This window comes from Aquabacter spiritensis (assembly GCF_004346185.1).
Lineage (GTDB): Bacteria > Pseudomonadota > Alphaproteobacteria > Rhizobiales > Xanthobacteraceae > Aquabacter > Aquabacter spiritensis.
In genome coordinates this window covers 271,554-285,026 of record NZ_SMAI01000003.1, presented here as the reverse complement: position 1 = coordinate 285,026, position 13,473 = coordinate 271,554, and the positions used below count along the sequence as shown (strand labels likewise).

Genomic DNA, 13,473 nt, shown 5'->3' with positions numbered 1-13,473 from the left:
CAACCGGATCGGCGAATCAGTCTCCAAACCCTCGATAGATCAGAAGCCCAGCGCGCAGCCGTCCTTGCGGGGATCGGAGCAGCCGGACAGGACGCCGCTGTCGGGATCGATGCGGATCGCCTGGGCGCCGCCGATCGGGTCGGCGCGCAGCTCGACGACATGGCCGATCTCGGCGAGGCGTGCCCGCGTCGCCGCCGGCACGGTCGGCTCGACCATCACCTTGCCGTCCTGCGGGAAGCAGCGCGCCGCATCGGCCGCCTGCTGCATGTCCATGCCGTAATCGATCAGGTTCGACAGCAGCGTGGCATGGCCGACGGGCTGGAAATGGCCGCCCATCACGCCGTAGGAATAGAGCACCTTGCCGTCCTTCAGCACCATGCCGGGAATGATGGTGTGCATCGGACGCTTGCCCGGCGCGACGACGTTCGGGTGGCCCTCCTGCAGCGTGAAGGAGCGGCCGCGATTCTGCAGCAGGATGCCGGTCTGCGGCTCGTAGAGCGCGCTGCCGAACGGCTCGAACAGCGAATTGATCAGCGAGAAGGCGGTGCGGTCGCGGTCGACGACCGTCAGATAGACCGTATCCTTGTGCTCCGGCAGATCGATCGGCCCGCCGACATCCACCACAGAATCGGGCCGGATGCGCTGCGCCGCGGCCAAGGTGAAGGCATCGTCGAGGAAGCGCTCCCACGGCACCGGATAATGCTCGGGATCCGCGAGCCAGGCGTCGCGCACCGAAAAAGCGATGCGCGCCGCTTCCATCAAGGTGTGGAAGCGCTCGGGGCTCAGCGGCGCGTCCTTCGCGACGTCGATATGCGAGAGGATGCGCAGCAAGAGGAGCGTGATGATGCCCTGGCCGTTGGGCGGGCACTGATAGACCTCGTGGCCGCGATAATCGGCGCGCACCGGGGCGACATAGGCGCCGGCATGCGCCGCGAAATCGGCGGGGGTCTGGAAGCCGCCGCGCGCGGCGAGGAAATCGCTCAAATGCTGCGCGATGGCGCCGCGATAGAAGGCGTCCGGTCCGTCCCGGGCGATGTCCCGCAGGCTCTGGCCCAAAGCGCGGTTGGTGTAGAGCCGGCCGGGGCGCGGCAGTTCGCCGGCATCGAGGATCAGGTCGGCGAAGCCTTCGGCGCGCTTCACCTTGGCGAGGAAGGCGCGCAGGTCGAACACCACGCGCTCGTGCAGCGGATGGCCTTCGCTGGCGAGCTGCGCCGCCGGCTCCAGCAGCACGCCGAACGGCATCGTGCCGTGGTCGGTGGCGAGGCGGTGCCAGGCTTCGATCGCGCCGGGAATGGTCACGGCGTGCGGCCCGAGCGGGTCGATCGCCGCGATCCCCGCCGCCCGATAGCGCGCGAGCGTCGCCCCGGCGGGGGCGCGGCCGGAGCCGTTATAGGCGATTACGGGCGGCACGCCCGCCTTCGCCAGGAGGCAGAAGCAGTCGCCGCCGATCCCGGTCATCTGGGGTTCGACGACCGCGAGCACGGCGCAGGCCGCGATCCCGGCATCGACCGCATTGCCGCCCGCGCGCAGCACGTCGAGCGCCGTGGCGGTGGCGAGCGGATGCGACGTCGCCGCCATCGCATGGGTGGAATGGACGGTGGAGCGGCCGGGGCCGAACAGGTCGCGGAACATCATTTGGCTTTTTTCTTCTTCTCGGCCGGCGGTGCGGACAAAGAGGGAAGCGCGAAGCCCGCCGTCAGCATCGGGATGAGGTGGTGCATGGCCGCCGCGCTGTCGGCCATGCTGAGATCGTCGCCGAGCAGGCGCTGAAGGCGTCCGCTGTCGGCCCGCACATACATCATCGCGCCATAGGCGCAGGCAAGCCGCCAGAACAGATCCTCCCGCGTCAGATGCGGGCAGGCGCGCGTGAGAACCTCGACGAAGCGCATCGCGACCGGGTCGTAGAGCTCGTAGACCACGCGCCGCACCTCCGGCGAGGGATCGGCCGCGGCGCGTCCCGAGAGGCGGCGGAAGGTCTCGCCCCCCGGCAACGCGCCGACCCGCAGCGAGGGGCCGATAAAGGCGTCGAGGACCGCCGCGACGTCGAGCGCGCCGGTCTGCGCCTCCGCCGCGACGCACGCGGCGAGCAGGGTGTCGCGCTCGGTGTTCATCGGGCCGACGCGGCGCTCGAACACCGCCCGGTAGAGCCCTTCCTTGTTGCGGAAATGATAGTGCGCCGCCGCGAGATTCACCCCGGCTTTGCCGGTGATGGTCCGCAGCGACACGCCTTTGTATCCGTGCTCGGCGAACAGCGCCTCCGCCGCATCGAGCAGACGCAGCCGGGTCTCGTGCGGGTCGTGGACCAGCTGCGGAGGAACGTCCCGCTCCCGCGCTTTGCGGGCGGGGGTGAGGGGGGCGGATGCGGTCCGTGCCGAGGGTGGGGCGCTCATGCTCTCGCAAAAAATTCAAACGTCCGTTTTGACTTCTACCCCAAGCCGTGCACAATTTGAAGACTGGCTTTCGTTGAAGGTGTGTTGCCGGCCCGAAGGGCCGGACGGAGGAATTGCATGGCACGAGTGGTGCGCCTGGCGGATCTGCCGGGTGAAGAGGTCGCCGCCGGTGTGGCGGGCGCCTCCGTAACGGCGGGCGAAACCCGCTGGATGGACGCCAAGGTTCTGCGCCTCGCGGCCGGGGCGACCCTGGACGTGACGGTGCCGGCGGGCTCCGACGGCTATCTGTTCGTCGTGCGCGGCGCGGTGCGCCTCACGGTGAACGGGACGGATCACGATCTGGCGCTCCAGGCGAGCGCCGTCATCGAGGAGGGCACCACGGTCGCCCTCGCCAATATGTTCGACGGCGAGAGCGAACTGCTGCAGGTGCTCGCCCCGCCCCAGGGCGTCGCCTCCGGCCTCGCCGGCTTCGGCGGCGGCCTCGACGTGCGCCCGCGCGATCAGCTCCCCCTCGTCGTGGTGCCGGAGCAGAAGAAGAAGCGCTTCTACATCGTCAGCAAGGAAGCCTCGAAATCGCAGCGCGGCCACGCGATGATCGTGGAATACGAGCGCGACACGGTCACCGCGCTGCATCACCACCCCGACGCCGAGAGCATGTTCCTGCTGCTCGACGGCGCCATCACCTTCGTCGTGGACGGCAAGGAAGTGGTCGTGCGGCCCGGCGATGCCACGGTCTTCCGCGCCGGAGACGTGCACAGCCTGCGCTGCGCCGAGGGCGTGACGGAAGCGAGCTTCCTCGAATTCCACATCCCCGCCGCCTTCACGACGGTCAAAGAGTAATCCGATGCGCCTCGTCACCTATTCCCGATCCGGAACGCCCGCCCTCGGCGTCGTCGTCGACGACCGCGTGCTGGATGTCGCGGCTGCGGCGGCGCAGGCCGGCATTGTTGTGCCCGCCGCCATGCAGGACCTGATCGAGGCCGGCGCGGAGGCCCTCGACCGGCTCGCCGCGCTCGTCGCCTCGGCGGCCGCAGCGTGCTGGCAGCCGCTGGCCGAGACCGCATTGCTCGCGCCGATCCCCCGGCCGAAGAAGAACGTCTTCTGCGTCGGCCGCAATTACAAGGCCCATATCGAGGAAGGCGCCCGCGCCCGCGGCGTGCCGCTGGTCTTCCCGACGGTGCCGGAATTCTTCTCCAAGCCGAGCACCGCGGTCGTCGGCCCCGACGCCGACATCCGCCTCGACACGCGCCTCACCGATCAGCTCGATTACGAGGTCGAGCTGGCGCTCGTCATCGGCAAGACCTGCCGCGACATTCCGGTCGCGGAGGCGATGTCGGCCGTGTTCGGCTACACCGTGCTCAACGACGTGACCGCGCGCGACCTGCAGAAGCGGCATCATCAATGGTTCAAGGGCAAGGGGCTCGACACCTATTGCCCGGTCGGACCCTGGATCGTCACCGCGGATGCGTTCGGGGATCCTTCGGGACGGCGGGTGACGCTGCGGGTGAATGGCGAGACGCGCCAGGATTCCTCCACGTCCGACCTTCTGTTCGACGTCGCGACCATCGTCTCCGTGCTCTCGCAGGGCCTCACCCTGGAGCCCGGCGACATCGTCGCGACCGGAACCCCGGCGGGCGTCGCGCTCGGCATGACCCCGCAGCGCTGGCTGGTCGACGGCGACATCGTGGAAGCGGAAGTCGGCGGCGTCGGCATCCTGCGCAACCAGGTCCGGGCGGTCGCCTGACCCGGCACCGGGCCGCCGGCCGAAATCGGCGGCCCTTCGACTCCGCGCCGGTCCGGTGCGGGACCAGATGAACGAGTTCACGCGTCACGGCCAAAAACAAGGGGAACCGGACACATGAACGCACGCCAGGCAACGGCACGCACGGCTCCGGACGCACGCGGCGGGGCAATCCCGACGCATGCGCGGGACAATGCGGCCGGACCTTCGGCGGCGGTGCCTCCGACCATCGAGGTCAGGGGCCTGTCGAAGACCTACCGCTCCAAGCGGGAGGGGACCGTCCTCGCGCTGGACGACATCAGCTTCACCGTCGAGGAGGGCGAGTTCGTCTGCATCGTCGGCCCGTCCGGCTGCGGCAAGTCGACCCTTCTGAAGATCCTCGCCGGCATCGTCGCCCATTCCGTCGGGACGGTCGCGGTCCGCGGCAAGCCGCCGAGCGACGCGCAGAACCGGCTCGGCCTGGTGTTCCAGGCGCCGGTCCTGCTGCCGTGGCGCACCGTCCTGCAGAACACGCTGCTGCCGGCGCAGGTGCTGGGGCTCGATCCGAAGGCGGCCGAGGCGCGCGCCCACGATCTGCTGCGCATGGTCGGCCTCGAGCAGTTCGCCTCGTCCTATCCCAATGAATTGTCGGGCGGGATGCAGCAGCGCTGTTCGATCACCCGTGCCTTGCTGCACGACCCCTCCATCCTGCTCATGGACGAGCCGTTCGGGGCGCTCGACGCCATGACCCGCGACACCATGAATTTGGAGCTTCAGCGGATCTGGCGCGAGAGCGGCAAGACCATCTTCCTGATCACCCATTCGATTCCCGAGGCGGTGTTCCTGGCCGACCGGGTGCTGGTGATGAGCGCGCGGCCCGGGCGCATCGTCGAGGAGATCAAGGTCGACCTTCCCCGCCCGCGCGATCTCGACACGATGTCGGAGCCGGCCTTCGCCGAGGCGGTGCGGCACATCCGCGGCCTGTTTGGAATCGGCGGTAAGGAGCGGCCCCATGTCGACTGACGTCAAGGCCTCGGCGGACACGCCCCCTCCGGCCGATACGCTGCCCGCCCGCGCCCCCTTCAGCATCGCCGGGCTGATCGACCGCCATCTCGGCGTGCTCTCCTTCATCATCCTGATGCTGGCGCTCGAATTCGGGCTGCGCTACTTCCGCGTGCCGGATTATGTCCTGCCGCCGCCCTCGCAAATCTTCACCGCTCTGGTGCGGGGCTTTGCGCCGCCGTTTTTGTCGCCGTCGCAATATTACGTCAACATCGCCACGACCTTGACCGAGGCGCTCCTCTCCTTCGTGCTCGGCAGCGCCTTCGGCATCTTCGCCGGCGCCATGGTGGTCGAGTTCAAGGGCGTGCGGCGGCTGGCCCTGCCGTATGTGATCGGACTCCAGAGCGTGCCGAAGGTGGCCCTGGCGCCGCTGTTCGTGGTCTGGTTCGGCTTCGGCATCGAATCCAAGGTCCTGCTCGGCGTCCTGCTGACCTTCTTCCCGCTGCTGATCAATACGGCGGCGGGCCTTTCCAGCGTGGAGCGCGACCGGATCGAGCTGATGGCCAGCCTGAAGGCGAAGCGCTGGACCACGTTCCGGATGGTCAAGTTTCCGAGCGCCCTGCCCTATGTCTTCGCCGGACTCGAAATGGCCGCGGTCTATTCGATCCTGGGGGCCGTGGTCGGCGAGTTCGTCGGCGGCAATTCGGGGCTCGGCGTGCTGATCCTCAGCCGCAATGCGGCCCTCGACATCGCCGGCTCGCTGGCGGCGCTGGTGATCCTGGCGGTGATGGGCATCGCGCTCCAGCGCGCCGTCGCCTTCGCCCGCGGACGCCTGCTGTTCTGGGCGCCGGTGCACGACCGGCTGGACGCGGACTCGTAGGCGCCGACGCCTGCGCTTTTGGAATTAGCGGGTGCGACCGGCGCGATGGCCGGCCGCACCCGCTTCAGGCTCCTTCCCCAAGTGGCCGGCCCGGGCAACCGGATCGGCCGGGGGAGGGGCGAGGGGGGCAGCCCTGACACGAACGCCCCCCTCGCCGGGACTTCGGCGACGATCCGCTCGGGTTGGGATCCACCCGACCGGATCGTTCTCCCGAGCGGGGCGCGATGAGCTGCATCAAGCCGGCCGCAAAAGGCGCTGTGCGCTCTTGATATTGAGCGGCGGCGCGGTGCCGGATCACACGACCTCGGCCCGCGCCCGCGCCTGGTTCGCGCCGGACGCGCGCCGCGCGGACCCGCCGCGAAATCCGCCTTGACCCGATTTGGCGTTGATAATATCTTCGGAACAAAGATATTCTCTCAAGCTAATAGGGATTGGCTCATGCAGATCGCGCGTGACGCTGATTTCGACCCGCGGGCCTTCCGCCAGGCCCTGGGTCGCTTTGCGACCGGTGTCGCCATCGTCACGGCGGGAACGCCGGACGGCACCGTGGTCGGCATGACCATGAGTTCGTTCAACTCGGTCTCGCTCGACCCGCCTCTGGTCCTGTTCTCGGTCGCCCGCACCGCCCATTCGCTGCCGGCGATGCGCGCGGCGACCGGGTTCGGCATCAACATCCTGGCGCAGGATCAGCAGCATTTGTCCAACCGCTTTGCCCGCGCGCTCGCCGACAAGTGGCAGGAGGTCGAGCATCGGCGCGGCGGCAACGACGCCCCGCTGCTGGACGGCGCCATCGCCCATTTCGAATGCGCCCCCTATGCCCGCCATGACGGCGGCGACCACGAAATCTTCCTCGCCCGCGTCCTGCGCTTCTCGACCGCGCAGGAGGGCGAGCCCCTCATCTTTTTCGGTGGCCGTTACCACGCCCTCGCGGCGGGTGCAGCCGGCTGAAGCGCCGAACGGAGCCCGCTATGATCAAGACCGGAGCCGAACACATCGCCAGCCTCAGGGACGGGCGGGACATCTTCCTCGACGGCCGCCGCGTCCGCGACGCCACGGTCGATCCCGCCTTTCGCGGCGCGATCGCCTCGGTCGGCCGCATGTTCGATTTCCAGAGCGCGCCGGAAAATCGCGCGCTGATGACGTTCGAGACCGACACCGGCACCCGCGCCAACCGGATCTGGCAATTGCCGGAGAGCTACGAGGACCTGAAGACGCGCCGCGCCGGCCTCGAAGCCTGGACCGAGCTGCATGCCGGCTTCCTCGGCCGCGCGCCGGACCACGTCGCCTCCTGCATTTCCGGCATGTATATGGGGCTGGACGCGTTCGAGGCGCACGACCCGGCGCGGGCGCGGGCCCTCGCGGACTATTACCGCTACGCCCGCGACAACGATCTCTATCTGACCTACGTCATCATCAATCCCCAGGCCGACCGCTCCAAGAGCGCGGCGGCGCAGGACGATCCTTATCTTTCCACCGGGATCGTCGACCAGGACGCGGAGGGCATCACGGTGCGCGGCGCCAAGATGCTCGCGACCGGCGGCATCATGGCGAACGAGGTGTTCGTCACCTGCATCCAGCCGCTCCAGCCCGGCGACGAGCGCTATGCGGTGTCGTTCGCGGTGCCGATGAACGCCAAAGGGCTGAAGATCCTGTCGCGCAAATCCTACGAGGCGGCCGCGCCCTCGGTGTTCGACAATCCGCTGTCGAGCCGCTTCGACGAGAACGACGCGGTGCTCTATTTCGACGACGTCAAGGTGCCGTGGGACCGGGTGTTCGTCGCCGGCAGCATCGAGATGACGGCGAAGCAGTTCCACGGCACGCCGGCGCACGTCTATCAGAACTACCAGGCGCAGATCCGGCTCTCGGTGAAGCTGCGCTTCCTGCTCGCCATCGCCCGCCGCATCGCCGAGATCAACGGCACGACGGTCTTTCCGCAGGTCAAGGAGACCCTCGGCCAGCTCGCCGCCGAGGCCGCCATGGTGGATGCCTTCGTCACCGCCATGGAGGCGAAGGGCACGCGGCACGGGCGCTATTTCGTGCCCGACCGCCACACCCTCTATGCCGCCCAGACGCTGGCCCAGCAGCTCTACGGCAAGTTCATTGCCACCCTGCGCGAACTGGCGGGCGGCGGCATGATCATGCTGCCCTCCTCGGTGCAGGATTTCGAGGATCCCGAGCTCGCCCGGCTGATCGCGAAGACCCAGCAGTCGCCCGCCGCCAGCGCGCGGGAGAAGGTGAAGTTCTACAAGCTCGCCTGGGACGCGGTCGGCTCGGAATTCGCCTCGCGCCATACCCAGTACGAAATGTTCTATGCCGGGGCGAGCTTCGTGGTGAAGGGCCATTCCTACCGCACCTACGACTGGGCGGCGGCCGGCGCCTTGCTGGACCGCATGCTGTCGAGCTACGAGCTTGAAGACGAAATCGTGCCGGCCCTCGGCCGGGCCGCCGAATAGACCGGAGATCCCAATGGCCATCAACAAGATCCACGACGAATTCCGCACCGTCGACCTCGCGACGGGCTGGGAAGTGCCGCCCGGCTATCCCAAGGGGATCCAGCAGAAGATCCTGTCCGGCGCGCTCGACGAGGCGAACAAAAGCGGCTCGCGCTCGCGCCTGCTGCGCTTCGACGCCGGGGAATTCACCACCGCGCCGTTCGTGCACGACTATTGGGAAGAGGTGTTCCTGGTCTCCGGCGACCTCACAGTCGGCAACGATGCCGAGGGCAAAGGCGGGGAGAGCTTCGCGCCCTTCACCTATGCCGTGCGTCCGCCCGGCGCCTTTCACGGTCCGTTCAAGTCGGAAGGCGGCTGCATCCTGTTCGAGATCCATTATTTCGATCCCGTCTGATCCCGCCAATCCGCGAACCCCGCCCCGCGCCGGCCCCGGCGCCTCCTGATCTGCGGCCTGCCATGTCCCCCTCTTTGCCGACCTTGTCGAAGCTCGCGGACGATCTCGCCGCCGGCGCGACGACCGCCCGCGCCCTTGTGGAAGATTGCCTCGCGCGCATCGCCGCGCCGGACGGCGAGGGCGGGCGCGCCTTCACCCTGGTCGACGCGGCCGGCGCCCGGGCCGCGGCGGACGGGCAGGATGCGCTGCGCCGGGCCGGCGCCGCGCCTTCGCGCTTCGCCGGCATCCCGATCGCGATCAAGGACCTGTTCGACGTCGCCGGGCAGGTGACGACGGCGGGTTCCCGGGTGCTCGCCGACCGGCCGCCGGCGTCCGCCGACGCCCCGGCGGTCGCGCGGCTGCGGCGCGCCGGCTTCGTCGCCATCGGCCGCACCAACATGACCGAATTCGCTTATTCCGGCCTCGGCATGAACCCGCATTACGGCGATCCGCGCGCGCCGTTCGAGCGCGCCGTCGGCCGGGTCTCGGGCGGCTCGACCTCGGGCGGCGCGGTGGCGGTGGCGGACGGCATGGCGCACGCCGCGCTCGGCACCGACACCGGCGGCTCGTGCCGCATCCCCGCCGCCTTCTGCGGCCTCGTCGGGTTCAAGCCGACGGCCCGGCGCGTGCCGCTCGACGGCGCCTTCCCGTTATCGCCGTCGCTCGATTCGATCGGCCCCCTGGCGCGCTCGGTCGCCTGCTGCGCGGCGCTCGACGCGCTGCTCGCCGGCGGCGAGCCCGAACCGCTCGCGCCGCTGCCGGTCGCCGGCCTGCGGCTGCTGGTGCCGACCAATGTCGCGCTGGACGGCCTCGAGCCGGTGGTGGCCGAGGCGTTCGAGGCGGCGCTCCGGGCGCTCGCGCGGGCCGGGGCGATCCTGGTCTCGGCGCCGGTCCCGGAATTTTCCGCGATCGCCGGCATCAATGCCAAAGGCGGCTTCACCGCGGCGGAATGCTACGCCGCCCAGCGCCAGCTTCTGGCCGAGAAGGGCGACGGCTACGACCCGCGCGTTTCCGTGCGGATCCGGCGCGGCGCCGACCTCTCCGCGGCCGATTATCTCGACATGCTGGCGGCGCGGCGCGCTTTGATCGCGGACGCCGCCGTGCGGCTCGCGCCCTATGATGCGCTGGTCCTGCCGACGGCGCCGCTCCTGCCGCCGCCGATCGCGGCTCTGGCGCAGGACGACGCGGCCTATGCCACCGCCAATCTCGCCGCTTTGCGCAACCCGACTTTGATCAACATGATCGACGGCTGCGCCATCTCCCTGCCGATCGCGGCGACCGGCGGCGCCCCGGTCGGCCTGATGCTGGCGGGGGCGGGCGGCGCGGACCGGCGGATCCTCGCCATCGCCGCCGGGATCGAGGCGCTGCGCCTCTGATCCCTCAGCCCCTGGCCCGTCATCTTTTGGTCAGGAAATCCTCGACCTCGTAGCCGGAGACCATGTCCCGGCTCATGCCGACCGCGCGGTCCCAGTCATAGGTGCGGTAGGAATGGCCGCGCGTGACATATTGCGCGCCGGCATAGAACATCTCGTACTGGAGATGGCGCGAGGCGAATTCCGATCCGACCGCGTCCCAGGCGAGCTTCAGCACCTTCACCCGGTCGCGCCCGCTCATCGCGGGGGAGATCTGCGTCGCGTCGATGATGTGTGAGAGGTCGGCATTGGCGAAATCCTGCACCGAGGAGGGCAGCATCAGCAGCGCCCCGCCGGCCAGTTCGCGCAGCGCCGCGATCACCTGCGGATAAATCTCCTGCGAGTGCACCTGCGCCGCATAGAGCAAGGTGCGGCTCGGCAGATAATAGGCGCCGCGCATGCCGCCGCCGGCCTCCATGCCGTAGACCATGCCCTCGATCAGGCTCGCCTGCGCAGCGAGGCGGCCGAGCGCGTCGCGCACCGGCGGGAAATTCACCGTGCCGATGATCTCCGCCACCGAGCGCGCCAGCCCGACCAGGAAGCGCAGCTTCACCGAGAGGCGGATCTGCGCCTGGTAATTCTGATAGATGTGGGCCGGGGTGTCGTGCAGCTGGGCCCGGCACATGTCGGTGTCGCGATAGACGAACACCCGTTCCCACGGCACCTTCACGTCGTCGAAGAACACCAGCGCATCGTTCTCGTCATAGCGATAGGCGAGCGGATTGTCGTATTCGCTCACCGCATGCGCCTCGAACGACTTGCGGGACAGGAGCTTCATGCCCTTCGCGTTCATCGGCAGCGCGCAGGCGAAGGCGAGATGCTCCTCGCCCGGCTTCAGCGGCTGGCCCGAACCGACGAAGATCTCGTTCGCCATGATCGCACTGGTGGCGAACAGCTTGGCGCCGCGGATGGTGATGCCCTCGGAATCCTCGTCGACGATGCGCGCCACCATGTCCGCGGCGGCGGCCCCCTGGTCGCCGAACGCCTTGGAGCGGTCGCCCTGGACGTTGTTGATCACATAGGTCAGGAACAGGTCGTTGCGCCGGGCATAGTCGAACCAGTCGCGCAGCGCGGCGGCGCGCTTGGCGCCGTGGCGCTCGAACACCTCGATCCCCATGATCTGCCCGGCGACCGAGGAGGCGACGTGGTCCGGCGACCGGCCGATGAAGCCGCAGGTCAGTTCGGACCATTCGACCAGCGCCTTGCGGCGCTCGACCAGCTCGCCATAGCTGGTGGGCAATTGCCAGGCGCGGCTGACGCGGCGGCCATCGCCGATGTCGAACGTCATGCGCTCCAGATTTTCCGGCGCGGCCTGATAATCGTAAAGCCGCCCGGAGGTCGCGACCGCGTTGCGATAGGCTTGGTGGGTCGCGACGTCCGGAACCCATTCGCCGTCGAGATAGACCGCGCGTCCGTCCCGGACGCTGGCGATATGCTCGGCGCCGGTCTTGACCGGGGACAAAGTGGGTCTGACATCGTTCATGGTGCTGGCTCCCCGGTGGGCGTGCGGGCACGGACGGCGCGCCTCTTGGGTCAATTACTGCTCATATTAGCTAATTTTGCAAGTAAAATTGTGACGGATCCGACCCCGCGGGTCGGCGGGACGGCGGCGGGGCGGCGCGCCGGCGGAGGAAATTGGCGCGGCACGCAGCATTTCCCTTCTTGCCGAAGCTTTTCGTGTTTGCTAATTATATTGGCCGTGTATCGCTTTCGCGCGCCTTGACCAGATTCCGTTCGGCCCCGGGCAAAGCACAGTATCCGCCCAGGACGAAGCGTCGAGACCGCGCTGCGCGCCGCACGTCAAACTAAAAAGAGGGGATACGACATTGGCTATACTGAACGGGCGTGTTGAAAAAATTGCGCTCTGCGCATCTCTCGTCTTGGGTTTGGCGGTCGCGTCGAGCAATGAAGCCGAGGCGCAGGCCCTGGCCGGGCGCGAAATCGCCATCGGCGCCATCGTACCGAGCAGCGGCCACTTCGCCGAATGGGGACGGACCAATACGGTCACCCTCAAAATGCTCGAAAAGCAGATCAACGATGCCGGCGGCGTCAACGGCGCCAAGCTGCGCATCACCATCATGGACGACGCCGCCCGCCCGGCGCAGTCCACCAACGCCCTGCGCAAGCTCGCGGGCGACGACAAGGTTCTGGCGGTCGCCGGCCCCTTGACCAGCAGCGCCTGCGAAGTGGTGTTCCCGGTCGCCAACCAGATCGGCATCGTCAGCACGTCCCAGGCCTCCTCGAAGCCCGGCGTCGCCAAGGCCAACCGGCCCTGGGCGTTCCGCAACACCGTCGACGAGCAGATCCTCGCCCAGACCACGGTGCCCTATTTCAAGCAGACCTTCGGCATCAAGACCGTCGCGATCATCTATGACGCGAAGGACGCCACCGCGGCCACGGTGGGCACCAAGATCATGCCCGCGATCCTGACCGCGAACGGCATCGAGGTGCTGAATGCCAGCGACCTGCTGTCCTTCAACACCGGCGACCTCGACGTCAGCGCCCAGGTGACGAAGCTGCGCTCCTACAATCCCGACGGCGTCGTCGTCAGCGCGGACTACAGCCAGGCGGTCACCGTGATCCGCGAGATGAAGCGGCAGGGCCTGGTGAAGCCGATCGTCGGCGCCACCCAGCTGATTTCCTCGGCGATCCTCAAGGCCGCCCCCGAAATGCCGATCATCGCCCCCGCGACCTTCTATGCCGGCATGGAGACCGAGGCGGCGAAGACGTTCGTCTCGACCCTGACCCCGCTGCTGCGCAAGGAATCCAACCTGCCGGCCGAAATCGAGCCCAGCATGTATGACGCGAACATCTATGAGATCGTCAGCATGTATGTCGATGCCGCCAAGAATGCCGGCATCACCGCCAAGCCCGAAGACCTGGAAGCCGACCGCGTCAAGATCCGCGACTACATGGCCCAGCTGAAGAACTTCAAGGGGCTCGGCGGTCCCGTGTCGTTCAATGCCGATGGCGACGCGGTGAAGCTGTTCTACATCGTCGAAGGCAAGAACGGCGTCTGGACGGACAAGCTGCACAAATGCAGCGATCCCAACCCCGCCGCCTGCGGCCTCTGAGCCAAGCGACCGCGATCCGGCGGGCCCGCGCGGGCCCGCCGGATCGGCGCTCGCCCCGCGCCGGCCGTCTCGCGGCAGCCGGTCCTGCCTCTTCGACGCAGCAGCAGGC

Annotated in this window: 12 protein-coding genes; 9 read left to right on the top strand and 3 right to left on the bottom strand. The window is 68.5% G+C overall.

The features are described from left to right. Window positions 1-39 precede the first annotated feature (39 nt). Together ggt and EDC64_RS07710 are read right to left on the bottom strand one after the other, a co-directional pair. On the bottom strand, window positions 40-1,635 hold the full coding sequence (gene ggt, locus EDC64_RS07715; RefSeq protein WP_338023390.1) for a gamma-glutamyltransferase: 1,596 nt from the start codon (window positions 1,633-1,635) through the stop codon (window positions 40-42). Beyond that, window positions 1,632-2,390 (bottom strand): TetR/AcrR family transcriptional regulator, encoded by a 759-nt coding sequence (locus EDC64_RS07710; RefSeq protein WP_132030685.1) that lies wholly within the window; start codon window positions 2,388-2,390, stop codon window positions 1,632-1,634. The genes ggt and EDC64_RS07710 overlap by 4 nt, the downstream gene beginning before the upstream one ends. Before the next feature lie 117 nt (window positions 2,391-2,507). On the opposite strand from EDC64_RS07710, the gene EDC64_RS07705 reads away from it, so the two are divergent. From EDC64_RS07705 to EDC64_RS07670, 8 genes are all read left to right on the top strand, one after another. Beyond that, window positions 2,508-3,230, top strand: coding sequence for a cupin domain-containing protein (locus tag EDC64_RS07705; protein ID WP_132030684.1), 723 nt, complete (start codon window positions 2,508-2,510; stop codon window positions 3,228-3,230). Window positions 3,231-3,234: 4 nt separating this feature from the next. Continuing rightward, window positions 3,235-4,134: a fumarylacetoacetate hydrolase family protein gene (locus EDC64_RS07700; protein ID WP_132030683.1), complete on the top strand. Its 900-nt coding sequence runs from the start codon at window positions 3,235-3,237 to the stop codon at window positions 4,132-4,134. A 114-nt stretch (window positions 4,135-4,248) separates the two neighbouring features. Beyond that, the gene (locus tag EDC64_RS07695; RefSeq protein WP_132030682.1) at window positions 4,249-5,133 is read left to right on the top strand and encodes an ABC transporter ATP-binding protein; all 885 of its coding nucleotides are present in this window, start codon (window positions 4,249-4,251) and stop codon (window positions 5,131-5,133) included. Continuing rightward, window positions 5,123-5,992 (top strand): ABC transporter permease, encoded by an 870-nt coding sequence (locus EDC64_RS07690; RefSeq protein ID WP_132030681.1) that lies wholly within the window; start codon window positions 5,123-5,125, stop codon window positions 5,990-5,992. Before EDC64_RS07695 ends, EDC64_RS07690 begins: the two co-directional genes overlap by 11 nt. Window positions 5,993-6,430: 438 nt before the next feature. Beyond that, on the top strand, window positions 6,431-6,940 hold the full coding sequence (locus EDC64_RS07685) for a flavin reductase family protein (protein ID WP_132030680.1): 510 nt from the start codon (window positions 6,431-6,433) through the stop codon (window positions 6,938-6,940). A 20-nt stretch (window positions 6,941-6,960) separates the two neighbouring features. Then, window positions 6,961-8,445, top strand: coding sequence for a 4-hydroxyphenylacetate 3-hydroxylase family protein (locus tag EDC64_RS07680; RefSeq protein WP_132030679.1), 1,485 nt, complete (start codon window positions 6,961-6,963; stop codon window positions 8,443-8,445). Between the two features lie 13 nt (window positions 8,446-8,458). Continuing rightward, window positions 8,459-8,839, top strand: coding sequence for a cupin domain-containing protein (locus EDC64_RS07675; RefSeq protein ID WP_132030678.1), 381 nt, complete (start codon window positions 8,459-8,461; stop codon window positions 8,837-8,839). Window positions 8,840-8,901: 62 nt separating this feature from the next. After that, complete coding sequence (locus tag EDC64_RS07670; RefSeq protein WP_132030677.1) at window positions 8,902-10,254, top strand: amidase; 1,353 nt, start codon at window positions 8,902-8,904, stop codon at window positions 10,252-10,254. 19 nt (window positions 10,255-10,273) lie between these two features. On the opposite strand, the gene EDC64_RS07665 is transcribed toward EDC64_RS07670, so the two are convergent. Continuing rightward, the gene (locus tag EDC64_RS07665) at window positions 10,274-11,773 is read right to left on the bottom strand and encodes a 4-hydroxyphenylacetate 3-hydroxylase family protein (RefSeq protein ID WP_132030676.1); all 1,500 of its coding nucleotides are present in this window, start codon (window positions 11,771-11,773) and stop codon (window positions 10,274-10,276) included. A gap of 397 nt (window positions 11,774-12,170) precedes the next feature. Here EDC64_RS07665 and EDC64_RS07660 point away from each other — a divergent pair, with 397 nt between their 5' ends. Next, window positions 12,171-13,364 (top strand): ABC transporter substrate-binding protein, encoded by a 1,194-nt coding sequence (locus EDC64_RS07660; RefSeq protein ID WP_165933678.1) that lies wholly within the window; start codon window positions 12,171-12,173, stop codon window positions 13,362-13,364. Window positions 13,365-13,473 lie beyond the last annotated feature (109 nt).

Coding starts and splice junctions, on each gene's coding strand:
- ggt (WP_338023390.1), bottom strand. CDS start 1,635: ATGATGTTCCGCGACCTGTTCGGCCCCGGCCGCTCCACCGTCCATTCC.
- EDC64_RS07710 (WP_132030685.1), bottom strand. CDS start 2,390: ATGAGCGCCCCACCCTCGGCACGGACCGCATCCGCCCCCCTCACCCCC.
- EDC64_RS07705 (WP_132030684.1), top strand. CDS start 2,508: ATGGCACGAGTGGTGCGCCTGGCGGATCTGCCGGGTGAAGAGGTCGCC.
- EDC64_RS07700 (WP_132030683.1), top strand. CDS start 3,235: ATGCGCCTCGTCACCTATTCCCGATCCGGAACGCCCGCCCTCGGCGTC.
- EDC64_RS07695 (WP_132030682.1), top strand. CDS start 4,249: ATGAACGCACGCCAGGCAACGGCACGCACGGCTCCGGACGCACGCGGC.
- EDC64_RS07690 (WP_132030681.1), top strand. CDS start 5,123: ATGTCGACTGACGTCAAGGCCTCGGCGGACACGCCCCCTCCGGCCGAT.
- EDC64_RS07685 (WP_132030680.1), top strand. CDS start 6,431: ATGCAGATCGCGCGTGACGCTGATTTCGACCCGCGGGCCTTCCGCCAG.
- EDC64_RS07680 (WP_132030679.1), top strand. CDS start 6,961: ATGATCAAGACCGGAGCCGAACACATCGCCAGCCTCAGGGACGGGCGG.
- EDC64_RS07675 (WP_132030678.1), top strand. CDS start 8,459: ATGGCCATCAACAAGATCCACGACGAATTCCGCACCGTCGACCTCGCG.
- EDC64_RS07670 (WP_132030677.1), top strand. CDS start 8,902: ATGTCCCCCTCTTTGCCGACCTTGTCGAAGCTCGCGGACGATCTCGCC.
- EDC64_RS07665 (WP_132030676.1), bottom strand. CDS start 11,773: ATGAACGATGTCAGACCCACTTTGTCCCCGGTCAAGACCGGCGCCGAG.